Origin of the sequence: Sphingomonas kaistensis, assembly GCF_036884275.1 — a bacterium.
Lineage (GTDB): Bacteria > Pseudomonadota > Alphaproteobacteria > Sphingomonadales > Sphingomonadaceae > Sphingomicrobium > Sphingomicrobium kaistense_A.
In genome coordinates this window covers 1,118,831-1,141,139 of the sequence record NZ_CP145607.1, presented here as the reverse complement: position 1 = coordinate 1,141,139, position 22,309 = coordinate 1,118,831, and the positions used below count along the sequence as shown (strand labels likewise).

General features: G+C 66.3%; 19 protein-coding genes. 14 read left to right on the top strand and 5 right to left on the bottom strand.

The annotated features are described in order from the left end of the window. Positions 1–58 precede the first annotated feature (58 nt). From cpaB to V6R86_RS05415, 12 genes are all read left to right on the top strand, one after another. A complete protein-coding gene (cpaB, locus tag V6R86_RS05470) occupies positions 59–1,003 on the top strand; it encodes a Flp pilus assembly protein CpaB (protein WP_338502760.1) in 945 nt (314 codons plus the stop codon). After that, on the top strand, positions 993–2,477 hold the full coding sequence (locus V6R86_RS05465) for a type II and III secretion system protein family protein (protein WP_338502759.1): 1,485 nt from the start codon (positions 993–995) through the stop codon (positions 2,475–2,477). The genes cpaB and V6R86_RS05465 overlap by 11 nt, the downstream gene beginning before the upstream one ends. Further along, entirely contained in the window at positions 2,467–2,769 is a 303-nt protein-coding gene (locus tag V6R86_RS05460) for a hypothetical protein (protein WP_338502758.1), read from the top strand. Before V6R86_RS05465 ends, V6R86_RS05460 begins: the two co-directional genes overlap by 11 nt. 11 nt (positions 2,770–2,780) lie before the next feature. Beyond that, positions 2,781–4,364: a pilus assembly protein TadG-related protein gene (locus V6R86_RS05455; protein WP_338502757.1), complete on the top strand. Its 1,584-nt coding sequence runs from the start codon at positions 2,781–2,783 to the stop codon at positions 4,362–4,364. Further along, complete coding sequence (locus V6R86_RS05450) at positions 4,364–4,882, top strand: TadE/TadG family type IV pilus assembly protein (RefSeq protein WP_338502756.1); 519 nt, start codon at positions 4,364–4,366, stop codon at positions 4,880–4,882. Before V6R86_RS05455 ends, V6R86_RS05450 begins: the two co-directional genes overlap by 1 nt. Further along, positions 4,879–5,481 carry a TadE/TadG family type IV pilus assembly protein gene (locus V6R86_RS05445; protein ID WP_338502755.1) on the top strand — a complete coding sequence of 201 codons (603 nt, stop codon included), beginning with the start codon at positions 4,879–4,881 and terminating at the stop codon, positions 5,479–5,481. The genes V6R86_RS05450 and V6R86_RS05445 overlap by 4 nt, the downstream gene beginning before the upstream one ends. A 96-nt stretch (positions 5,482–5,577) precedes the next feature. Beyond that, on the top strand, positions 5,578–6,783 hold the full coding sequence (locus V6R86_RS05440; RefSeq protein WP_338502754.1) for a hypothetical protein: 1,206 nt from the start codon (positions 5,578–5,580) through the stop codon (positions 6,781–6,783). Between the two features lie 3 nt (positions 6,784–6,786). Continuing rightward, positions 6,787–8,199, top strand: a complete 1,413-nt coding sequence (locus V6R86_RS05435) for a CpaF family protein (protein ID WP_425335943.1) — start codon at positions 6,787–6,789, stop codon at positions 8,197–8,199. Beyond that, entirely contained in the window at positions 8,196–9,197 is a 1,002-nt protein-coding gene (locus V6R86_RS05430; RefSeq protein WP_338502753.1) for a type II secretion system F family protein, read from the top strand. The genes V6R86_RS05435 and V6R86_RS05430 overlap by 4 nt, the downstream gene beginning before the upstream one ends. Positions 9,198–9,200: 3 nt before the next feature. Then, positions 9,201–10,181 (top strand): type II secretion system F family protein, encoded by a 981-nt coding sequence (locus V6R86_RS05425; protein WP_338502752.1) that lies wholly within the window; start codon positions 9,201–9,203, stop codon positions 10,179–10,181. Beyond that, the gene (locus V6R86_RS05420; protein ID WP_338502751.1) at positions 10,181–11,149 is read left to right on the top strand and encodes a LytR C-terminal domain-containing protein; all 969 of its coding nucleotides are present in this window, start codon (positions 10,181–10,183) and stop codon (positions 11,147–11,149) included. Before V6R86_RS05425 ends, V6R86_RS05420 begins: the two co-directional genes overlap by 1 nt. Next, the gene (locus V6R86_RS05415; RefSeq protein WP_338502749.1) at positions 11,149–11,949 is read left to right on the top strand and encodes a hypothetical protein; all 801 of its coding nucleotides are present in this window, start codon (positions 11,149–11,151) and stop codon (positions 11,947–11,949) included. The genes V6R86_RS05420 and V6R86_RS05415 overlap by 1 nt, the downstream gene beginning before the upstream one ends. On the opposite strand, the gene V6R86_RS05410 is transcribed toward V6R86_RS05415, so the two are convergent. Both V6R86_RS05410 and V6R86_RS05405 read right to left on the bottom strand, forming a co-directional pair. Continuing rightward, complete coding sequence (locus V6R86_RS05410) at positions 11,935–12,444, bottom strand: D-Ala-D-Ala carboxypeptidase family metallohydrolase (RefSeq protein WP_338502748.1); 510 nt, start codon at positions 12,442–12,444, stop codon at positions 11,935–11,937. The two genes, V6R86_RS05415 and V6R86_RS05410, sit on opposite strands and share 15 nt — an antisense overlap. A 238-nt stretch (positions 12,445–12,682) precedes the next feature. Then, positions 12,683–13,888, bottom strand: coding sequence for an FAD-dependent oxidoreductase (locus tag V6R86_RS05405; protein WP_338502747.1), 1,206 nt, complete (start codon positions 13,886–13,888; stop codon positions 12,683–12,685). 99 nt (positions 13,889–13,987) lie between these two features. Between V6R86_RS05405 and V6R86_RS05400 the strand changes: the two genes are divergently transcribed. Together V6R86_RS05400 and V6R86_RS05395 are read left to right on the top strand one after the other, a co-directional pair. Then, a complete protein-coding gene (locus V6R86_RS05400; RefSeq protein ID WP_425335942.1) occupies positions 13,988–15,022 on the top strand; it encodes a S66 peptidase family protein in 1,035 nt (344 codons plus the stop codon). Further along, positions 15,019–16,224 carry a serine hydrolase gene (locus tag V6R86_RS05395; protein ID WP_338502746.1) on the top strand — a complete coding sequence of 402 codons (1,206 nt, stop codon included), beginning with the start codon at positions 15,019–15,021 and terminating at the stop codon, positions 16,222–16,224. Before V6R86_RS05400 ends, V6R86_RS05395 begins: the two co-directional genes overlap by 4 nt. Before the next feature lie 55 nt (positions 16,225–16,279). Here V6R86_RS05395 and V6R86_RS05390 read toward each other — a convergent pair whose 3' ends face one another. From V6R86_RS05390 to V6R86_RS05380, 3 genes are all read right to left on the bottom strand, one after another. Further along, entirely contained in the window at positions 16,280–19,282 is a 3,003-nt protein-coding gene (locus tag V6R86_RS05390; protein ID WP_338502745.1) for a TonB-dependent receptor domain-containing protein, read from the bottom strand. Between the two features lie 154 nt (positions 19,283–19,436). After that, positions 19,437–20,858 (bottom strand): D-alanyl-D-alanine carboxypeptidase/D-alanyl-D-alanine endopeptidase, encoded by a 1,422-nt coding sequence (gene dacB / locus V6R86_RS05385; protein ID WP_338502744.1) that lies wholly within the window; start codon positions 20,856–20,858, stop codon positions 19,437–19,439. Further along, positions 20,855–22,264, bottom strand: coding sequence for a M20/M25/M40 family metallo-hydrolase (locus tag V6R86_RS05380; RefSeq protein WP_338502743.1), 1,410 nt, complete (start codon positions 22,262–22,264; stop codon positions 20,855–20,857). The genes dacB and V6R86_RS05380 overlap by 4 nt, the downstream gene beginning before the upstream one ends. Between the last annotated feature and the right edge of the window lie 45 nt (positions 22,265–22,309).

Below are 22,309 nucleotides of genomic sequence, written 5' to 3'. Positions count from 1 at the left end.
CCGCGAGGCGCGGGGGCCATTTTCTGCCGTGAAGTAAACATTCCGGGGGGCCTGTCAGATGAAGCGACAGTCAGTTATCGCTTTAGGCGTTGCCCTTGTCCTTGGGCTCGTCGCCGTATTCCTGGCCAACACCTACCTTCTCTCCGGCCGTAACGCGCAGACGCCCGACGGCATGACCAAGGTCGCCGTCGCCAATGTCCCGCTGGAGTTTGGCCAGGATTTGAAGCCGGAGATGATCCGGCTCATCAATTATCCCACCGACGCGCTTCCGGCCGGCAGCTTTCGCAGCGCCGCCGAGCTCACCGATCCCAAGAACCGCCGCGTGGTCATTGCGCCGATGGCGGCCAACGAAGTCATCCTGGCGAGCAAGATTTCGGGCAAGGGCCAGGGCGCCTCGATCGCCGCGTTGCTGCCCGACGGCATGCGCGCGGTATCGGTTCGCATCAACGACGTGTCGGGCGTTGCCGGCTTTATCCAGCCGAGCGACAGCGTCGACGTTCTCATCACCCGCCGCATCAGCCGCGGGGAGCGCGACCAGCAGGTGACCGACGTCCTGCTGCAGAACACCCGGGTCATCGCCATGGGCCAGCGCGCCAAGAACGAGACGGGCAAGCCCGCGGTGGCCAAGACCGCGACGCTGGAAGTGTCGCCGGTCGATGCCCAGAAACTCGCGCTCGGCCAGCAGGTCGGCGATCTCAGCCTCGTGCTGCGAAAGCCGGGTGAGCAGGACGGGCTGGGCAGCGTCCAGACCGTCAGCCTCGACGATCTGCGCTCGGGCGTGTTGGCCGGCACCTATAGCGGCGCGATGACCGCGACCGCGCTGGCGCAGCCGGCACGGCCCAGCTGGACCCGGGTGGCGCAGCGCGCGCCGGCACCGGCGCCGCGCCGGCCTGCGCCGCGTCCGGCCGCGACGCCCGCGCCGGCACCGGTCCGCAACAGTGTCGACGTGGTCAGGGGGACGGCGGCGACCAGCTATGAAGTGGGGGGCATCAGTGGCCGTTAAGTCTTTGCTCGCGGCGGTCGGAACCGTCGCCCTGCTGCTGGGCGCAAGCCCCGTGGCGGCACAGGTCACCTCGGTCAGCGCGGCCGATGGCATGCACGCCGGCGAACTGGTGGTACCGGTCGCCAAAAGCCAGGTGCTCAGGACCGACCGTCCCTTTGCCAAGGCGCTGATCGGCAATCCGGAAATCGCCGACGTGCTGCCGCTGACCAGCAGCTCGCTCTATGTCCTGGGCAAGAAGACCGGCACGACCAGCCTTACCCTGTACGATCGCAACAACAGCCTGATCGCGGTAATGGACGTGGCTGTCGGCCCCGACGTGCTGGGTCTGCGCCGCCAATTGTCCGAGCTCATCCCCGCAAGCCAGATCGGAGCGCGGCTTTCCAACGATTCGATCGTGCTGGAAGGCATCGTCCCGAGTGGCCCTGCCGCCGATCGTGCGGTGCAGCTGGCCAGCACCTATGCCCCAGGCAAAGTGGTCAACCTGCTGTCGGTCGGATCGTCGCAGCAGGTCATGCTGGAAGTTCGATTTTCCGAGGTAAAACGATCGGCGCTGCAGCAGATCGGGGTCAGCACCTTTGTCGGTTCGGATGCCGGCAAGCTGACCGGCGCGATCGGGGGCGGCGCGGGGCTGGTGGGATCGGGCCCGCCGACGCTCGGCGCGATCACCGACAGCTTCGGCATTGTTTCGCGGACGTTCCGGGCGTTCGGGACCAATTTCAACCTCACTCTCGACGCGCTGGAGCGCAAAGGCGCGATCACCACGCTCGCCGAGCCGACCTTGATCGCTTTGTCGGGTGAGACCGCCAATTTCCTGGCCGGCGGCGAATTTCCCATTCCCACGGTTCAGGGGAACGGTGGCGGCGGCACCGACACCAACGGAAGCCGCGCCATTACCGTCGAATTCAAGCCGTTCGGGGTCAGCCTCGCCTTTACCCCGACGGTGCTGGCAGATGGGGTAATCAACCTGGTGGTCGCGCCGGAGGTAAGTTCGATCGATCCTTCGGCGTCGGTGATCATCAACGGGCTTCGCGTCCCGGGGCTGCAGACCCGCCGGGCCAAATCGGTCGTCGAACTGCGCGACGGGGAAAGCTTCGCCATGGCCGGGCTGATCCGCAAGGATTTCCAGGACACCATCCGCCAGGTGCCCCTGCTCGGCTCACTGCCGATCATCGGTACTCTGTTCCGGTCAAGCGGCTTTCAGCGCGAGGAAACCGAACTGGTGATCATCGTCACGCCGCGGCTGGTGCGTCCGGTGCTCGCGGGCGGTCTCAAGGCGCCGACCGACCGGGTTCAGCCACCTGCTCCCGCCGACCTTTATTTCCTCGGGCGCACCGACACCGGCGTGGGGCCGGCGCCGGATGTCGGGGTTAACAATCCGCCGCCTACCACTGGTGCAGGCGCGGGCGGCATGGCGGCCAGGCAGGCACCCGCCGGACCAATCGGCTTTGAAGGGGATTACGGCCATGTCCTTTAGGTCCATCGGCGTCGCGGCCGTGCTGCTGCTGACGGCGGGGTGCAATACGGTGGATCCCCGCACCGGATCGGTCGATCGCAGCTTCGGTGAGGCGGTCGCCTGGAACAAGGCGGCGCAGATCGTCAATCCGGATCCCGCTTACCCCGCGGACGCGATGCCAGCTGGCAGCGACGGTGCCAAAGCGGCGGGGGCGAGCCAGCGCTATCGCACCGACAAAGTCAAACAGGTGGAGCGGGTTCAGACGTCGACCGGCAGCGGCGGCGGTTCCGGCGGCGGCAACGGGCCGCAATAGGGGGTGAAGCGGTGCTTCGAACTCTGAAGCGCTTAGGGTCGGACGAAACGGCGGCAACGGCCTCGGTCGTCGCGCTATCGCTCGTCGGCCTGATCACTGCGGGAGGACTGGCCTTTGATTATGCCCGCATGGCGACCCTCGATACCGAATTGCAGAATGCGGCGGACCAGGCCGCGCTTGCGGCGGCAAGCCAGCTCGACGGTGAAGCCGGCGCCTGCACCCGTGCCGTCGCGGCCGCGCGAGAGGTCGTGACCAATCAGACCCGGATGGCCAATGACGGCGACGGATTGCCGGTCACCATCGCCGATTCCGGTGTCTGCGACAGCGACGGCGAGGGGATCACCGACGACGACGCCGCGAGCGTCCGCTTCTTCCTCGACAAGCGCGCGGAAACACCGGCGGAAAATGTCACCGAAGCCAGGTATGTCCAGGTCACGGTGGACAGCCGGCGTGCCAATTATGCCCTGACGCCGATCGTCGGGCTGCTCTCTTCCGGGGACTTGTCGGCGCGGGCCCGCGCCGGGCTCGGTACCGCCTTGTGCAAGGTTCCGCCGCTGATGATATGCCCGCCCAGCGGAAGCGCCTCGACCGACTGGAACGCCCTTCGCGGCGTGGGTATCCGGGCGGTGTCGAACACCGGCCCGAACTGGGCACCGGGCGCTTTCGGCTTCATCGGTCCGAACGATGCCGGCTCGACACAGATCGGGATGGCGTTCGAAAATCCGGTCTTCCAATGCCAGGAAATCAACAGCGAGCAGCCGGTCGATGCGGGTCAACCGGCGCCGGCGATTGTCGCCCTGAATACCCGCTTCGACATGTACGGCATGAGCGGCGGTGCGGGGAACGTCCTGACGCCATGCCTGGGCAGTTCGTGCCCGCCCGCGCTCAACGTCACCAAGGATTATATCAAGAAGGACGGGGCGAGCTGCGGAGTTCGCAATGGCCACAACGATTCCAACGATGCGTGGCATCTTCCCGATGCGACCCAGCGCTTCTGGCCGCGCGCCAAGCTGGCGACCGACACCGCGCTGACCCCCATCCACGACACGTCGCGCTCGTCAGCGCCGCAGGCGATGGGCCTGCCGCGCGATAATTGCCATTACACCAGCTACAATTCGGCCTGCACCGGTGGCCGGTTCGGGAACGGTGCCTGGGCACGCGGCGACTATTTCAACAAGTATCACGCAGGCCGCATCCCGACGAGTTCGACCGATCCCAGCCGCAACGCCGCCACCATGACGCGCTACGAAACCTACCTGTGGGAGATCGAAAACAGCTATTTCGCGCCGGCGGGAAGCGCCACGGACAAGCAGCACAGCCAACCGGTCTGCAACATGACGACCCCCGATCCGGCGCGGGACCGTCGCGTGCTTCAGGTCGCCGTGGCCAGCAACTGCTCGTCGCTGCGCGGTTCGTCGCGGCCCGTCGAGGTCGGCAAATGGGTCAACATGTTCCTGGTCGAACCGGGATCGAGCCCGGCTCGCGGCAATGGCGACGGGGGCAATGAAATCTATCTCGAAGTCATCGGTGAAGTCGAAGCGGGCGGGGCGTCGGCACAGGTGATCCGGCGCGACACGCCGTTCCTGGTGCGCTGATGAAGGTTTTGGGGCGCTTTCTTGCGTGTGAGCGCGGCGCCGCCGCCGCCGAGATGGCGATGGTCACGCCCTTGCTGTTGATCCTGATGTTCGGCGCGCTGGAAACCGGCAAATTCTTTCTCGACGAACATGTGGTGGTGAAGGCCGTCCGCGATGGCGCGCGGTTTGCCGCCCGGCAGAACTTTGCCAGCATGCCGTGCGACGATGCGGCGGTGAACGAACAAGCGATCAAGAACCAGGTCCGACTGGGCGAACCCGCCGTCACCGACACCAGCCGCCCGCGCCTGTCCTACTGGACCGACGACAGCACCATCGCGGTCACCATCGAATGCCATGACAACGAGGCCGATGCGGACGGCGTTCGTACCTATGCCGGACTGTACAATGGCCGCGACGACGTCCCCTATGTCACCGTTTCCGCAACGGTACCGTATCAACCGCTGGCGAGGCTGATCGGGCTCGACTTCGCCGGATTGAGCGTCACGGCATCCAACCAGGCACCGGTGGTCGGGATATGAGCCGCGCCACCCTGTTCCGATCCGAAACCGGCGCCACGGCTGCCGAATTCGCGCTCGTTGTTCCGCTGCTGATCCTGTTCCTGTTCGGGATCATCGATGTCGGCCGGCTGATGTGGGAATTGAACCAGGCCGAGAAAGCAACGCAAATGGGCGTTCGCTATGCGGTGGTCAGCGATCCGGTGGCGAGCGTCATCAACACCGATTTCGTCGGCGACTTCTCCATTCCCGGCGGCGACCCGGTGCCATCCGATGTGTTCGAAAAGGCGGTCTGCGACAATGCCGCCTGCGAGGTCTCGGGCGAGGCCACCAGCGATCACGATTCGACCGCGTTCGGAAACATCGTGAGCTGGATGCAGCGCTTCGACGGGCGGGTCCAACCAGCCAATGTTACGGTGACCTACACCAATGTCGGTCTTGGCTATTCGGGCAATCCGACCGGTCCTGACGTCTCGCCGCTGACCACCGTTGAAGTGAGCGGGCTCAGCTTTTCGCCCATCATCCTGTTCGGAGGAACCCTGCCGCTGCCGTCGGTCCGGGCCTCGCTGACGATGGAAGATGGGGAATGCTCGGTCACCGGAGATTGCAATGGGTCAAACTAGAACAGCAGCCATCACGGCTGTTCCACGCCATTCCCCCGAGAGGCATGCTGCGACGGGCGCTGCGACCGCGGCGGCATCTTGGGCGAGGACGAAGACGTGACCGTCATGAACCAGCAGGAAACAGTCAGGGCCTGGCGGCTCCAGGGCCGAGAGGCTGAAGTCCACCTATATCTGAGCGCGGCTGAAGGCGACGTTGGCGCCTTGTTGGGCGCGCGCGTGCTTGGCCTGCCGCTAGCGCTCAGCATCGTTCCGGTGTCCGACTGGATCGACGCGGCCGATCTCAATCGCGCCGCGGTCGCCGTGGTCCAGGTCAATGCGGATTCGCCGGCATCGCTGAAACGGTTCGAGCGACTGGTCGCCACCGCCGGCGACACGCCGGTGATCGCCGCCGCCTTTGAGCCGCCGCTCGCCCTGGTCCGGTCGCTCCTTCGCAGCGGCGCCCACGACGTTCTTCCGCTCCCGTTGTCGCTAGGCGATCTTGAAGCGTCTCTCGCTCCGCTTGCCGCACAGGTTCAGCAAAAGGATGTGCAGTCGCTTGCCGGGTCGTCTCGCCTGATCACCTTCTGCAAGGCACGCGGCGGCAGCGGAGCGACGGCGATCGCGAGCCAGCTTGCCTGCCGTTTCGCTGCCCGCGAAGCTGCCGCCGGGCGCCATGCCTGTCTGATCGACCTCGACGTGCAGTTCGGTGATGTCGCCTTTCAGCTCGGCCTCAATCCAAAATTCAGTCTCACGGATGCGATCGGGGCGGGTGCCAGGCTCGACGGCGAACTGTTGCGCTCGATCGCGACACCGCATCCGAGCGGTCTGGCGGTGCTGTCGGCGCCCGAGGAAATGCTGCCCCTCGAAGCGCTTAACAATGACCAGATCCTGGGTGTCGTGGAGCGTGCCCAGCGCGCTTACGATACCGTTTTCGTCGATCTTCCCGCGAATTGGACGCATTGGTCCTTGTCGCTGGCGGCCCGGTCCGACCTCATCCTGATGATCGCCGATCTCAGCGTCGTCGGGTTGCGCCAGGCGCGTCGCCAGCTCGACCTGTTGCACGAACAGGATCTCGGTGACGTTCCGCTCGAAATCGTCATCAACCGCTATGAGAAGAGCCTGTTCGGGTCGGTCAAGCAGGCGGATGTCACCAAGGTGCTGAACCGCGACGCGCGCTTCACCGTGGCCAACGATCCGGCCACCGTGACCGGCGCGATCGAGCGCGGGGTCACGGTCGACGAAATCAAGCGCAAGAGTGCGTTCGGCAGCGATCTCGACCGCCTCGACAAGGCGCTTGTCTCCCTTCTCGGATTGGAGCGCTGAGCGATGTGGCAGATACGCAAAAGGGAACAGCAGGCCGCACCGGCGGAAGCGGCAGCGCTGGCGCCGGAAGAAGCGAGGGTTGCCCCGTTCGCCGAACGGCGGCTGATGAATGTCGGCGATGCCGGCGCGTTCGCGAACCGCGATTCCAACACCGAACTCAAGGTCGAGCTTCATCAGCGGCTGCTCGACCTCATCAACCTGGCCGCGCTCGAAAGCATGTCGCGCGCGCAGATCGAGGATGAGATCGGCGAGCTCATCCAGGAAGAAATCGCCAAGCAGAACCATGCGCTGAACCAGATCGAACGGCGGCAACTGGTTGATGACGTCCTTGATGAATTGCTGGGCCTGGGTCCGCTAGAACCCTTGCTCAAGGATCCGACGATTACCGACATCCTCGTCAACGGTCACAACCGTATCTTCGTGGAACGCTACGGTTCGCTCGAAGCGAGCTCTGCGCGATTCAAGGACGACCGGCATCTGATCCGGATCATCCAGAAGATCGTTTCGGCGGTCGGCCGGCGGGTGGATGAAAGCTCGCCGCTGGTGGACGCTCGGCTGGCGGACGGCAGCCGAGTCAATGCGGTGGTCCCGCCGCTCGCCATCGACGGCCCGCTGCTGTCCATCCGCAAGTTCGCCAAGGTGCCGATTTCGATGGACCGCTTGGTCGAGATCGGATCGGTTCCCCAGGCAATTGCCGAAGTGCTGCAGGCGATCGTCAAATCGCGCCGCAACGTGCTCATCTCAGGGGGCACGGGGTCCGGCAAGACGACCATGCTCAATGCGATGTCGGCCTATATCGACGGCCGCGAACGCATCGTGACCATCGAAGACAGCGCCGAACTGCAGCTTCAGCAGGCGCATGTGGCGCGGCTCGAAACGCGCCCGCCCAATACTGAAGGCAAGGGCGAGATTGCTCAGCGCGACCTCGTCAAGAACGCGCTTCGCATGCGGCCCGACCGGATCATCGTCGGCGAAGTCCGCGCAGGCGAAGCCTTCGACATGCTGCAGGCGATGAATACCGGCCATGACGGGTCGATGACGACCGTCCACGCCAACACCGCGCGCGACGCGGTATCCCGCATCGAACAGATGATCGGCATGTCGGGCATCGACATTCCGGCCCGCTCGGCCCGCGCGCAAATCGCCTCGGCGATCAATATCGTCCTGCAACTGGTGCGCCTGTCAGACGGCCGCCGCCGCCTCATCAGCGTGTCGGAGATCACCGGCATGGAAGGCGAGGTCGTGACCATGCAGGAAATCTTCCGCTTCCGGCAGACCGGTCGCGCGGCTGACGGCGAGGTTCTGGGGCGGTTCGAAGCGACGGGTATTCGCCCGCGGTTCCTCGACGATGCCATCAGCCACGGCATCATGCTGTCGCCCGATCTGTTCCGGCCCGAAGTGAGCTTCGAGCCATGACCGACGATCTGCTGCGCGTGCTGATCTTGGTGCTGGTGTTCGCCGCCGTGCTCCTCGTCGTCGAGGTGTTGCTTGGCGGTTATCTGCGGTCGCGCAGCAAGGACCGGTCGGTCAACCAGCGTCTGCGGATGATCAGCCACGGCGTGTCGCGCGCCGATACGATGAGCACGCTGCGGCGGCACAATCTGGATATGGTCGGCAAGGTCCCCGCCCCGTTCCAGGCGATCGTCCGCAAGCTCGAGCGGACATTGCTCGCCGCCGGGCTTCTCATCCCGACGGGCCGCCTCTTGGCCCTGATCGTGCTTGCACCGGTGCTGGTCATGGCCGTCATCATCTTGGCCATGCTTGCGGCCGGCGCGCCGATCGGTTTCGGACGGCTGATGCTGGTCGGCACGTTCGCTGCGGTCGTCGGCTCCCTGATCCCGCTGATGCTGCTGAGCCGCCGGGCCCAGGCGCGGCGCAAGAAGATGCAGGAGCAATTTCCCGTTGCGCTTGATGTGTTCGTTCGGGGTCTTCGTGCGGGGCATCCGGTCGCCGCCGCGCTCGACCTATTGACGGTGGAAATGCCCGATCCGATCGGATCGCAATTCGGGCTCGTGGTCGACGAAGTGACCTATGGCGCCGAGCTTCGCGATTCCCTCGCCGCGCTGGCCGAACGCTGGGACCTCGACGACATGCGCATGTTCGTGGTCAGCTTGTCGGTGCAGCATGAGACCGGCGGCAACCTGGCCGAAATCCTGGAAAATCTCTCACGCGTGATCCGCGATCGCCACTCCATGCTGATGAAAGTGCGCGCGCTGTCGAGCGAAGGGCGCATGACGGCGGTCATTCTGACCCTTCTGCCGGTCCTTACGTTCGGCGGGCTCTTCCTGCTCAATGCCAAATTCTACCTGCAGGTGGCCGACGATCCGATGTTCGTGCCGGGCTTCGCGGCGCTAGTCCTCCTGTATTGCATCGGGTTCGTCACGATCCGGCGCATGGTCGATCTGAAGGTCTAGGCGATGCTCGAACTTCTGGCGCAAAACCCGATCGCGCGCATCAGCCTGCTGGTGCTGCTGTTCTCCGCGGTGGGCACGGCCGCTTATGCGATGGTGAACTGGACATCGGCACGGCGTGATCTGCGCAGGCGGCTTGAACCCGCAGGAGGACCGCTGCCTTCCGTCCTGGCGCAAGGCCACAGCCTTCGCGGGGATCAGACGCGAAGCGCGTGGAACAAGATCATCGAAAGGGTCGAGCGCTCCGGTCTCAGCCTCGCCGACACCAACGACCGGGAGCTTCGCCAGAAACTCGCGGCGGCCGGCTTCAGCAATCCGGTCGCGCCGCGCGTTTACACGCTGGTCCGGCTGATGCTGGTGGTCCTCCTCCCTGCCCTCGTGCTGTTCGTGCACTGGATGGCCGCCGACGGGGCCGGCATGATCGCGCTGTACGTGCAGGCGATGATCGCGGCCTTGCTCGGGCTTTACGTCCCGGCCCTGGTGGTGCGGGCCAAAGGCGATCGCCGCCGGCAGGCCCTGGTGAACGGGTTTCCCGATGCCCTCGACCTCATGCTGGTGTGCGTCGAGGCCGGATTGGGGCTCGAAGCCGCTTTCACCAAGGTCGGTCAGGAAATGGTTCACTCCCATCCGCTGATCGCAGAACAATTGAGCCAGCTGGTGCTCGAACTCAGGGCCGGACGAAGCCGCGAGGATGCGCTTCGCCGTCTTGCCGACCGCGCCGGGGTGGACGAGATACGAGCCTTTTCGACCCTGTTGATCCAGTCGACCAAACTCGGCTCGTCGGTCGGCCAAACCCTGCGGATCTACGCCGCCGAGATGCGCGAAAAACGTCGCATGCGCGCTGAGGAGAAGGCGCATCGCCTTCCCGTTTTGCTGTCGATCCCGCTGGTCGCCTGCATGCTTCCGGTGATGATCGGCGTGCTGATGCTGCCGGCGGCCATTCGGGTCATTCGCACGATCATTCCAGCGATGCAGGGGGCAAGCTGATGAAGACACCGGCGCTACCGCTCGCCGCGGTTCTTCTTCTGCCGGCGTGCGGCGCGAACCGGACCGTGGCCGTCAGGCCGCTTCCGACCGCGCTCGCGGCGGGCGCTCATCCGGCTTCGTTTCGGATCGCCGAAGCCAACGGGCACCTCGCCCTCGGCAACGTCGCATTGGCGCTGGAGGGATTTCGCCGGGCCTTGCGCGAAGATCCGGAAAACGCCGCCTCGCTGGTCGGCATGGCGAATTGCTATGACCTGATGGGCCGCAACGACCTGTCGCGCTCGGCCTTTGAAAAGGCGCTGGCGCTGCAGCCGCGTGATCAGACGATCCTTGCCGCCTTTGCCCAGTCGCTAACTCGTGCCGGGGCAACCCAAGAAGCGGCGCAGGTGCGGCGCGAAGGAACTCTTCAGGCTGGCAAGGCCGCGGCCCCAGGACCGTCGCTGGCGGAAAGCATCCTGGCGGCAAGCAAGGCTGGCGCCTCCTTGCTGTCCGCTGGCGGCGTTTCCTTCGCGGCCTCGCACGCGCCCCTCGCACAGCGGCACTCGCCGCGCGGCGCCGCCTATCTGGAGCGGACCGCCCTTGGCGAGACCTTGCTGGTCACAGGCAAGGCGCCCCACTGGAAACCGCTGCCTGTGATGGCCGCAAAGGGTTCTGCGATGCCAGCGAAACCCTCTTCGCGTATGGCTGCCGCACCAGTCGTCAAACTCACCATCCACAACGCCGGCTCGACCGATGGCGCGGCGGCACGCGCCCGCCTGTACTTGCAGAAGCTCGGTTGGTCGAAGATCGCAATCGCCAATGGCACTCATGCGCTCGAGCGGACTGAGCTGCTCTACCCCGCCGCTTTGGCCAAGGCTGGCGAACGATTGGCGCGACAGCTGCGGATTCCGGTCGTGACGCGGCAAACGGAGACCCTTGATCGCATCGTCTTGCGGCTGGGCCGCGATGCGGCCTCCGCCAAGCGTAGCTGATGCTTGCCCTTGCCCTGTTGCTCGCGGTCTCGGCGCCCACCGTCGATGAGGTGGCGGAGGCGAGGCACGCCCTTCGGCAAGGCCGGCCCATCCAGGCGCGGGAGATGGTCCGCAAGGCCATGGGCGAAGGGGCCTCGGGACCAGCCCTCGATCACCTGCTTGCCGATCTTGCCTTTGCCGAAGGACGCTGGGCCGAAGCGACGGCGCGTTACCAGGCGCTCATCCTCGGCGGGAAGCGAAGCGGCAATCTCTTCGAGCAGGCTGCCATCGCCGCGTTGAAGCAAGGCCATGACAAGGAGGCCATGGCGTTGCTCGATTCCGGCGCCGCCTTGCCCGATGCGGGACCGCGCTTGTTCAGCCTTCGCGGCGTTCTTGCCGACCGGCGAGAGGATTGGTCGGCCGCGGACGCCGCCTATCGGCACGGCCTGAAGCTCGATCCGACCTCGCCGCAGCTTGTCAATAATTCTGGCTGGTCGCTGCTCTTGCGCGGCCAGTGGTCGGAAGCGCATCGGCTGATCGGCAAGGCGGCCGCGCTGGCCCCGGACGACAAGCGGATACAGGCGAACCTCGAACTCGCGGCCTCGGCGCTCGCTGCCGACCTTCCCCGCCGCCGCGAAGGGGAAAGCAGTTTGTCCTTTGCAGCACGGCTGAACGACGCGGGCGTTCTCGCACTTCAGGCTGGCCAGAACGAAAAAGCGCAAGCGGCCTTTGCAGGAGCTCTCGAACAGAGCGAATTCTGGTTTACGCGGGCCGCCAACAATCTCGCGCTTGCCGCGCCATCGACGTCAACGAAGCGCTGACTTGCGGCTTTGCTGGCGGGGGGAAGGCACCTCGATGAAGCGGAAATAGTCCGCCTCGCGCTTGATCTCGGCCATCTGCTCCGCGCCGCTCCGGCGGGGAGCCACGCGTAAGCCGTTACCGAACGCAAAGTGGCTGTGATCGCCTTCGTCGAGCGATTCGAGGAGATGATAGCCGCGCTGGCGAAGAGAGGCGGCAAGACTTGCATGGCTCACGCCTGAAGAGCGCACCACGTCCACGGCGCGGCCGTGCAGGTGCCAGCTGTTCGACGCCCCGCCGACCCGGCGATTGTGATCGGGCGACCGCTTCAGACTGGTGACCCGCCCGAACTGAGCGACAAAGCTGGCCGCCGAGGAAAGGCGGAAATCGCCCATGCTTTGCTCGGTATTCCTGATGACAGGCCGGACAGATAACACCTCGGCCCTGACCGGGCGAATACCGAAGTCGGTCTCGGGAACGGTGCTGATGATAAAAGCCAAGGCCGACAACAGAATCACTGTCACTCCCCCAAGCGAACCGGTCTGCCGGACTTTACATCATTAGCCGATTGCGCGCAGCATTAACCTGCATTGCCTTGAGAAGATTGAGCACTTTCTGCGCTATCGACACTATGCAAAAGAGAGAGGTGCATCTTCATCGCGTGAATAAGGGTCGCGCGAGAGAAATTGCCCAATGATGTGAGTGCCCATCTTTGTCGTCTGTGGAGCACCACGGCTGAGCTGGCCAACCCCATTTTCAATTGTCCTGCCCGACCAGCTTCCCGGCGCGCTCTGCCGTGGCGAGCGCATAGGTCCAGCCGAGGCCGCCGTGGCCGACATTGACGGTGATCGCACCGCGCCGCGCGACGATCGGCAGGCTGCCGGGGGTGACGGGTCGTAGGCCGGCCCACGCGTAGCCCCCAACCGCATAGTCGGCGGCTTCGGGCAGGCTCTGCCGGGCTGCCTCGCGCAATGCCGCTAGCCGAACAGGATCGACCGCGCGGCTCCCAAACCCGACATCGGCCAATCCGGCAATCCGGATCTTCTCGCCAAGCCGGCAGAAGACGAGCTTGCGGGCGACGTCGGTAATGCTGACCCGCGGCGCTCGCTCTCCCGGCGGCAGGGTCAGCGAGTGCCCTCGCACCGGCATGATCGGCACGCGCCAGCCGAGCGGGCGGAGGAGCGTTGCCGCTTGCGGACCCGCCGCGACGACGAGGTACCGTGCCGCGATGCGCTCGCCGCTTGTCAGGTGAAGCGCGGGCTCGGCTGACCCCTCAATCCGCTTGACGGTCGCGCCGAAACGGGTCTGTAATCCTTGCTGCTGCAGCTTCTCGACCAGCGCCAGGCAAAACAGATGCGGGTCGCCGACCGCATCGCCCGGCGCAAAGATGGCGCCGGCAAGTCGGCCTGCGACAGATGCCAGCGCCGGCTCCACCCCAACCGCCTCGTCCGGCGACAGCGCCCGCACCTCGATCCCGCGCTCCCGCTTCGCCGCGGCAATAGTGCTGGCAGCGCGAAAGGCGGCCGCCTCCTCGTGCAAGAGCAGCTTGCCCGGCACCTGATGCGCAAACTCAAGCGGCAGGCGACCGAGCAACTCTTCCATCAACGCCCGCGACCGAAGCGCGAGGGTCAAGCCGGCGAGGCTGTTGGCCGCAAACCGCCCGGCCCGGCCTTGCGCAAAGAAAGCGAGGCACCAGCGCAGATAATTGGGATCGAACCGCTTCGCGACGCGAAAGGCAGGATCGGTCGCGGCAAGGATACCGGGCAGGCGTTTCAGCAGGCTCGGTGAGGACAGGGCGTCGGTATAGGAATAGCTTAGCTGCCCGCCATTGGCGAAGCTCGCGCCCGCCCCCGGTCCGGTGGCGCGATCGACCAGCATCACCGACAGTCCGCGCCGCATCAGCGCTTCGGCGGTCGCCACGCCAACCACGCCCGCGCCCAGCACGAGGACGTCGGCGGTCATGCGCGGCGGACAGTCGGCAACATCACGCCGCCATCCTAGCAGCCCCGCGCTCGGTTGCACTCTCGGCCCGCCTGCTTATCCTCGCCGCCCATGATCAGCATGCAGCGACGTGAAGCCCTTGCAGCCCTCGGCGCGGTGGGAGCGGCGATGGCCCTCCCCGCCCGGCTGCCCGCCGCCGCAACCTCACGCGCCAAGCCCCCGCGCCTGCGCACCGGCGACCGGGTGGCGCTAGTCGCTCCGGCTGGCTTCTACGCCGACCAGCTCGATTTCCAGCTGGTCACCGAAGCGATGGTCGCGATGGGGCTGGTGCCCGTCCCCCAGCCGCACTGGAAAGACCGCTTCGGCTATCTCGCCGGAACCGACAAGAACCGCGCCGCCGACCTGAACGCCGCCTTTGCCGATCGCAGCGTCAACGCGGTCATGGCGCTGCGCGGCGGCTGGGGCTCGCAGCGGATGCTGCCCTATCTCAACTGGGCGACCATCCGCGCTAATCCCAAGCTGCTGGTCGGCTTCAGCGACATCACCGCACTGCACCTCGCGATCCAGGCCCGCGCCGGTTTCCCGACTATTCACGGACCGACTGCCGGGAGCAGCTGGAGCAAATACAGCTATGCCGCCTTTCGCGACCTGGCGTTCGACGGCAAGCTGCCGCTTTATCGCAACCCGATCGCCGAGCAGGACCGGCTGGTGCAGCGCCAAGGCCGAACCCAAACGCTGCGCCCGGGCAAGGCGAGCGGCAAGCTGCTCGGCGGCAATCTCACCGTGCTGACCAGCCTCGTCGGCACCCCCTGGCTGCCCGACTTCAGCGGCGCAATCCTGTTTCTCGAGGACACCGACGAAGCGCCCTACCGGATCGACCGCATGCTGACGCAGATCGGTCAGGCCGGAATCCTGCGCCGGGTCGCCGGCGTGGTGTTCGGGCAATGCACCAACTGCAAGCCGTCGGACGGCTCGACCAGCCTGTTCACGCTCGACGAAGTGCTCGCCCAGCACCTCACCCCGCTCGGCGTACCCGTCTACACCGGCGCGATGTTCGGCCACATCGACAATCAGTTCAGCCTGCCGGTCGGCTGCCGCGCCGAGATCGACGCCGACGCGGGCACCATCCGCCTGCTCGAAGCGCCGGTGGCGTGACCCGCCGTGCCCTCCTCGCGCTCGTGGCCTTGCCGCTGGCCGGCTGCATGACCGCCGAACGCTCCGCCCCTTACGCCCCGCCGCCCGAAGTCGCCTGGGCCTGGGCACGCTTCGATGCTGGCGCGATCCGCGCGTCGGGCGCCGGCGGGATCGCCGATCGCGTCACCGGGAGGCAGATCACGCCCGACGATCCGATCCGCGTCGCCTCGGTCTCCAAGATCGTCACCGCGCTCACCGTCCTAAGGCTGGTCGAGCAGGGCAAGCTCGACCTCGACCGCGACGTCTCGACCTGGCTCGGCTGGCGCCTGCGTAATTCCGCATTTCCCGATCGCCCGATCACCCTGCGCATGCTGCTCAGCCACACCGGCAGCGTGCAGGACAATGGCGAGAATTACGTCGTCCGCCTTGGCAAGGCGATCCGCCCCCAGGCCGAGGACGCCGGCTCATTCGATCCCGATCACGCGCCGGGCAGTTTCTTTCGCTATTCCAATCTCAACTTCGGTCTCGTCGGAACGGTGATCGAGCGCGCGACGGGCGAGCGCTTCGACCGCGTCGCCCGCGCGGAGGTGCTGGAGCCACTCGGCCTCGACGCCTGCTTCAACTGGGCGACCTGCAGCGATTCCGCCGCAGGCAAAGCGGTCGTGCTCTACGACCAGGACGGCTCGGCGATCCTCGACGATCTGCGCGGCAAGCGCCCGGCCTGTCCGGTGTTTGTCGAACCGGGCGTCGAATGCACCCTCGATGACTATGTACCCGGCACCAATGGCGCGCTCTTCTCGCCGCAAGGTGGCCTGCGCATCTCCGCCGCTGGGCTGACGGTGATCGGCCGGATGCTGCTGAACGACGGCAGGCATGCGGGGCGCGCATTCCTGTCGTCGGCAAGCATCCGCGCGATGACCAGCCCGGCGTGGACGTTCAACGGCAACAATGGGGCCACCGACGAAGGATTTTACTGCTCCTACGGCCTCGCCATTCAGCTTATCCCCGCGCCGGGCACCAACTGCCGCGACGACCTCAGTGGCACCGGGCGCCGCCTCCTCGGCCACGCCGGCGAAGCCTATCGCGTCCGCTCGGGCCTGTGGTTCGACCCCGTGCGCCGGACCGGCATCGCCTTTGTCGCCGCCAACAACGGCAAGGACCCGCCCGCCGGCCGCTCGGCCTTCAAGGCGATCGAGGAATGGTTCGCCGCCAACTTGCGCTAGACAAGAAAAAGGGCCCGGCCACCGGCCGAGCCCTCCTCCCCCTGCATCCGGTGACTTAGAACAGTTTCCAGTCGAGATTGAGCGTGAACGCCCGCCCGCGCGGGTCGGCCACGCGCGGCTCCCAGCTCGAGCCCGCGCCGGTGTTGCTGTCGTAGGTGATCGCGAACGGCGGATCCTTGTCGAACAGGTTCTTGACGCCCGCAGTCAGGCGCAGGTCCTTCCACGGCTCCCAGCTCACCGCCGCATTGTAGATCACGTAATCCTTGACCCGCGGATTGTAGAGCGGCCGCGCGGCGCTGCCCGGCAGCGCGAAGTTGCGATAACCGTTGCGGAAGATCTGCGAGAGGGTGAAATTCCACGCCCCGGTGCGGAAGCCGACAAAGGCATTGTGCTTCCACTTGAGACCGAGGTCGCCGGTCAGGCTGAACACCCCGACGAGATCGGTGTAGGCAAGGTTCGGAAGCAGCTTTTCCTTCTTGGTCAGGATCCGCGTGCCGTCGAGGCCCGCCGTCAGCTGACCGCCGAACAGGTCGGCACCCGCGCGGGCGGCGACTTCCAGGCCCTCGGTCCGGCGCGAGCCGAAGTTGCCGGTGCGAAGATCGACCCCGGTGATGATCCCGTTGGTCCGCGCAATGCGCGCCGGGAAGGCGTTGATGTTGGCGAGGAGCTGGGTCAGCGTGATCGACCCGATCGTGTCGTCGACGGCGATATTCCAGTAATCGAGCGCCAGGCTGAACTGCCGCGCCGGCTCGATCACTACACCCACGGTCCACTGCTTGCTGGTTTCCGGCCCGAGCGCGAGATTGCCGCCCGTCAGCGAATCCGGAGTGATCGGCGCACAGCCCGGTTGCGGACCGTTGACGGATCCTTGCGGGCAGAGCGTCGGGTCCACCAAAGTATTGCCCGGGTTGGGCGAGATGGTGGTGCCGTTGAAGATCTGGTTGAACGACGGCACCCGAAAGCCGGTGTTGTACGAGCCGCGGAACATCACCGGATCAATCGGGCGGAATTTGGCCGAGATCTTGGGATTGGTGGTGGTCCCGAAGCCGGTGTAATCGTCGACCCGCACCGCGCCGGTGATTTCGAACCGGTTTCCCAGCGGTACCAGCACTTCGGCATAGGCCGCCTTCACCGTCCGCTTCTTGGGCGTCAGCGCGTTGACGTTGTCGAACGCCGCCAGGAAGATGACGGGCGCGGTCGCGGCGCCTGCATCCGAGCCATTGAACGAATAGGTTTCGCGGCGATAATCGACACCGACCGCCGCCTGCACCCGGTTGCCGAATAGGTCGAACAGCGGACCCGACAGCGAGCCGTCGAACTGCTTCACCTCATACTGGCCGCCATAAAGCGTCGCGCCTTCGGCCGAAACCGATTCCAGCGCGGCAAGGCCGGCTTCGGTCTGGGTCAGGCTGAACGGATTGAGCAGGCCGCTATTGAGCGCCCCGACCAGGCCGCGGAAGCCTGCCGGTGCACCCGCGGCCTGCGGCGCCGCCGGATCGTAGGTGCCGTTGGCCAAGGTGCCGCGATAATAATAACCCGACCCCAACACCGATTTGCTTTCGCTCTTCGCATAGGACGCGCCGGCGCGATAATCCCAGCCGGTGAACAGCGGACCGTCGACGCCGACCGTGGCGCGGATGGTATCAGTGCTGGTCTGATATTCGCGCGGACCGCAGGCGATGCAGCGCCAGCGGAAGGCGATCGGCCGTCCGTAGCGTCCGTCGAGCGCGGCGGCGCTGGCCGGGAAGGCCGCTTTCAGCCGGTTGAAGACGTCGTTGTAGGTCGACGTGGTCAGCGCATTCAGCGGATAGAAGAACGGGCTGTTCGTGGTGTTGCCCGACACCTGCGCGTTGGAGAATTGCTTGGAGCTGTCGGCGCTCGACCCGGTGACTTCGGCGAAGATCTCGTGGCCGCCACCGACCCGCACCACGCCGCGGGTGTAATAGGTCAGCGTGTCGATCGGCTGCTGGATGACGGCGGCGCGGCCCGTGTCCCAGGCGCAGGCATATTGCGCGCTGGCATTGGCCCACAGCACTTCGTCATAGGCCATCCCGCCATCGACCGAGTCGCAGCCCGCGCCGCCCGGCAGGTCGAGGATGTTGATCCCGCCGCCGGCCCCGTTGGCACCGTTCGGAAGGGTCAGCGTCAGCCCTTGGGTCAGCGTGCCAGTCGGCGCCTGCAGGGCGGTGATGGCGGTGTTGAAGATGGTCGCGATCGGCGTTCCGCGCGTATCGATCGACAGGCCGCGCTCGGGTTGGTTGCCGTTGACGAAATCGCGCTGCGAGCCACGCAGGATGCGGTTGGAGCTATACGCCACCGCGCCCATAATATTGAAACCCTGCTCATTGAGGTCGCCGTAGCCGGCGATCCCCGAGACGCGGTAGATGTTGCCGCCGCCCGCTTCGGTCACATCGGCGAAGCCCTGGACGCCGAGGCCCTGATAATCCTTGCGCGTGATGAAGTTGATCACGCCGCCGATCGCATCGGTGCCGTAGATGGCCGACGCGCCGTCCTTGAGCACTTCGACCCGCTCGATCGCCGCGAAGGGGATCTGGTTGACGTCCACCGCCGAGCCCTGAAGCCCGTGGGCGGCGACGCGGCGGCCGTTCAGCAGCACCAGGGTCGAAGCGCTGCCCTGCCCGCGCAGGTTGGCCGACGACAGCCCGTTGGTACCGCGCTGCGCGCCCGACACGACGTCCGAGTTGGACGCGAGATTGTCGGCGCCGTTGCCGTTGGTGCTGAGGTAGCTGATCAACTGCTCGGGATTGGAAATGCCCTCGCGCGCCAGTTCCTGGGTGGTGATGATCTGCAGCGGCAGCGGGCTGTTGTTGGGATCGCGGCGAATGCGCGATCCGGTGACGACCACTTCGTTCGACCCATCGTCGCCGCTGCTGGTGTTGGCTGGCGCGACCGGGGTCTCGGCGCCCGTCGGTGTCGCCGCCGGATCAGTGGTATTGCCCGTCGTGCTTTGCGCCGCAGCCGGTGTCGCCAGCATTAGCGCTACTGCAAACGCGCTTCCCATCGACAGCAACCCTGCCCGTGCCCCCAATTGACCCATGTTCGTCGTCCGCCCCCGGTTATGATGTTGTTGCGGCGGAATAGGAGGCAAAAGCCCGGTTTCTGACTAGTCTTTTCTTTGTCACACAGGCCGCCGGGCCAGCGATTTTCCGCCAGCGTGGCGCGCTTGTTGCGCGGGTGCCACAGGGACACGCTCAGCGAGCGGCGGCGATCATCTCCAGCGCCCCGTCCATGATCGCGGTTGCCCGCACGTCCTCGGGCACGTCGCTGGCCAGCGCGGAGAAAACCAACGTCTCGCCACGCGCGGTGAGGAGATAGCCCGACAGTGCGCTTGCCGCGGTCAGCGAGCCGGTCTTGGCGAACACCCGCCCCTTAAGCCCGCCGTCGCGGAAGCGGTTGCGCAGCGTCCCATCGACCCCGCTGATCGGCAGGCTGGCGCGGAAGTCGGCGCCCCACGGCCGGCCCGCTGCCCAGCGCAGCATGGTCACCACGCCGCGGGGGCTGACGCGGTTGTAAGGCGACATGCCCGACCCGTCGGCCAGCGTTGCCGCGCGCTCGGGCACGCCGGCCTGCGTCAACATCGCCCGCACCGCCTCGAGCCCGCCGGCGACGCTCGGCTTGCCCCGCGCCGCGCCGATGCGCCGCAGCAGCAGCTCGGCATGAAGGTTCTGACTCGACTTGTTGATGGTGACGATGTCCTCGCCAAGCGGCGGCGGCGTAAGCGCGGCCAGATCGGCGCTTAGCGACGGAGGCGGCGGCAGGTTTGGAAAAGTGCGATAGCGGGCAACGCTGTAGCCGTTCACGCGAACACCGCGTTCTTTCAACATCTGATCGAAGCGCCAAGCCGCATAGTCGGCGGGGTCATCGACGCCGAGCCGGATCAGCTCCTCCGGCGCTCCCGCTTTGATGGTTCCGGTCAGCACGACCCGCTTACTGCCTGGAAGGCGCTGCACGCCGAGGTCGGTCTTCCCTTCGCTGACGGTCTTGGCGAAGTTTACCACCTGCACATAGGCCGGGGCCGCGACTGTCGGTGCCTGGTCCGACCCGCCTGGCGTGACGCGCAGGGCAATCTCATTGTCGTCGATTACGAGAGCCGCGATCGCTGTGCCGGAACGGGTCGGGATGTTGTTCCAGCTCATCCCGAAGCTCCACCGTTCATCGGCAAAGGCTTGAGCATTGCCGATGACGGTGCGAACGCGCTTGGTTCGAGCCGCTACGGCATCGGCGAGCGTTGATAGGCAATTCACCTTGCAGTCCGGCGCACTCGACAGCCGTGCGTCACCACCGCCCTCCAGCACGACGTTCGGCTCTCCGGGCAACCCCTCTTCCAGACGGACCCGCGCACCGCCGGCCGCATCCGGCTGATCAAGCCCCGGCAGAAGCTCATAGGCGGTGATGGTGGTGAACAGCTTGGTGTTGGACGCCGGGACAAAGCGGCCGTCCGGGTTGATCGTCAGCAGCTCGCGCCCGTCCAGCGTCGCGACCACCAGCCCGAACCGCACTCCCGGTCCCGCCTCGGCAAACTTGGCTTCGACCTGCTGCTGGAGCGTCGGCTGCACCTGTGCCGCAGCAGCCGGAGCGGCGGCAAGCAGCGCGGCGAGGAACGCGGCCTTCACTGGCCCGCTCCCGCATCGCCGCCGGCAAGCGTGCGCATCAGCCGCGGCCAGAAGTCGAAGGCGTCGTACAGCGCGCGCTCCGGAATGCGCTCGTTCAGGCCATGCACCCCCGCCACCTCGCCCCCCACGGTAAAGTCCGCGCTGAATCCGTAGGTCGGGATCCCGCGCGACCTGAAATGCTTTCCGTCGGTCGCGCCCGGGGTCATGTAGGGGACGATCGGAATGTCGCGCGCGGCGGGGTCGAGCGCCCGCCGGATCGCCGCGAACAGCGCCGGATTGCTGGGCGAAGCGGCAGCCCCGAACGGGTCGCCGTCGATCGTCCATTCCGCCGCCGGATTGCCGCCGACTTCCGCCAGCTTGGCGCGCACCGTTTCGATCTCGACCCCGGGAAAGATGCGGCAATTGATCGTCGCCGTCGCGCTTTGCGGCAGCGCATTGTCGGCGTGGCCGCCTTCCAGCAGCGTCGGCACGCAGGTCGTTCGCACCGCATAACCCAGCCGCGGCTCCTGCCCGATCTCGGCCAGCAGCGCCGCGTCGCCCGGGGCCGCCTCGAACGCCGCGACCTTGGCGCGGAACGTCTCGCTCGCGCTCGGCAGGGCCGCCGCATCGCGCAGCATCGTACGGGTCAGTTCGCCGTCGACCAACGGAAAGACATAGCCGCGCACCCGGCCCAGCACCTCGGCCAGTTCGTAGATCGCATTGTCGGCGCGCGGCCGGGCGCTGTGCCCGCCGGGGTTACGCAGGGTCACCTTGATGTTGGCGAAGGTCTTTTCCGCCACCTGCACCGCGAACGAGATCGGCTTGCCCGACGCGTTCGCGCGCCCGCCGCCCGAATCCGAATTGATCGCATAGTCGGGCTTCAGCGCCGCCAGCCGTTCGGCCAGCACGCGACTCGACGCCATGTCGGTTTCCTCGTCCCCGGTGAAGCCGAGGATCAGGTCGCGGTCGGGGCGGAAGCCCTGCTTTTTCAGCGTGATGAACGCGGCGACCAGATGCACGACGCCGAGCTTGTTGTCGCTCGTTCCCCGGCCGTAGAGAAAGCCGTCGGCCTCATACAGCTTGAACGGATCGCGCTCCCAGTCGGCGCGCTTGGCTTCGACCACGTCCATGTGGGCGAGGAACAGGAGCGGCGGTTTTGTGCCCGTGCCGCGATACCGCACGGTCATCGCCGCGGTCTCGCCCACCGGCACGATTTCGATGTCGCGTGCGGCGAACCCCGCTTGCCTGAGCTTCGCCGACAGTGCGCGCGCCATCTTCGGGACCTGCCCCCGCCCCTTGACGGTGGGGATCTCCACGCTGGTCTTGAACAGGTCGTGGAGCAGCCGGCCTTCGGCGCTGTCGCGGGGTGCGGCGGCAGCCGGCGCGGCAAGCGCAAGCAGCGCCAGGCCGCCTAGAAATTGCCTCAACATGGCCCCTTCAAGACAGGAGGGGGCGCGCAAAGTCCACCTCGG

What these genes read in the sequence shown, in the direction of transcription:
- V6R86_RS05460 (WP_338502758.1), top strand. Translation starts at nt 2,467, where the DNA reads ATGTCCTTTAGGTCCATCGGCGTCGCGGCCGTGCTGCTGCTGACGGCG.
- V6R86_RS05400 (WP_425335942.1), top strand. Translation starts at nt 13,988, where the DNA reads ATGCAGCGACGTGAAGCCCTTGCAGCCCTCGGCGCGGTGGGAGCGGCG.
- V6R86_RS05390 (WP_338502745.1), bottom strand. Translation starts at nt 19,282, where the DNA reads ATGGGTCAATTGGGGGCACGGGCAGGGTTGCTGTCGATGGGAAGCGCG.
- V6R86_RS05420 (WP_338502751.1), top strand. Translation starts at nt 10,181, where the DNA reads ATGAAGACACCGGCGCTACCGCTCGCCGCGGTTCTTCTTCTGCCGGCG.
- V6R86_RS05435 (WP_425335943.1), top strand. Translation starts at nt 6,787, where the DNA reads ATGTGGCAGATACGCAAAAGGGAACAGCAGGCCGCACCGGCGGAAGCG.
- cpaB (WP_338502760.1), top strand. Translation starts at nt 59, where the DNA reads ATGAAGCGACAGTCAGTTATCGCTTTAGGCGTTGCCCTTGTCCTTGGG.
- V6R86_RS05415 (WP_338502749.1), top strand. Translation starts at nt 11,149, where the DNA reads ATGCTTGCCCTTGCCCTGTTGCTCGCGGTCTCGGCGCCCACCGTCGAT.
- V6R86_RS05450 (WP_338502756.1), top strand. Translation starts at nt 4,364, where the DNA reads ATGAAGGTTTTGGGGCGCTTTCTTGCGTGTGAGCGCGGCGCCGCCGCC.
- V6R86_RS05425 (WP_338502752.1), top strand. Translation starts at nt 9,201, where the DNA reads ATGCTCGAACTTCTGGCGCAAAACCCGATCGCGCGCATCAGCCTGCTG.
- V6R86_RS05405 (WP_338502747.1), bottom strand. Translation starts at nt 13,888, where the DNA reads ATGACCGCCGACGTCCTCGTGCTGGGCGCGGGCGTGGTTGGCGTGGCG.
- V6R86_RS05445 (WP_338502755.1), top strand. Translation starts at nt 4,879, where the DNA reads ATGAGCCGCGCCACCCTGTTCCGATCCGAAACCGGCGCCACGGCTGCC.
- V6R86_RS05430 (WP_338502753.1), top strand. Translation starts at nt 8,196, where the DNA reads ATGACCGACGATCTGCTGCGCGTGCTGATCTTGGTGCTGGTGTTCGCC.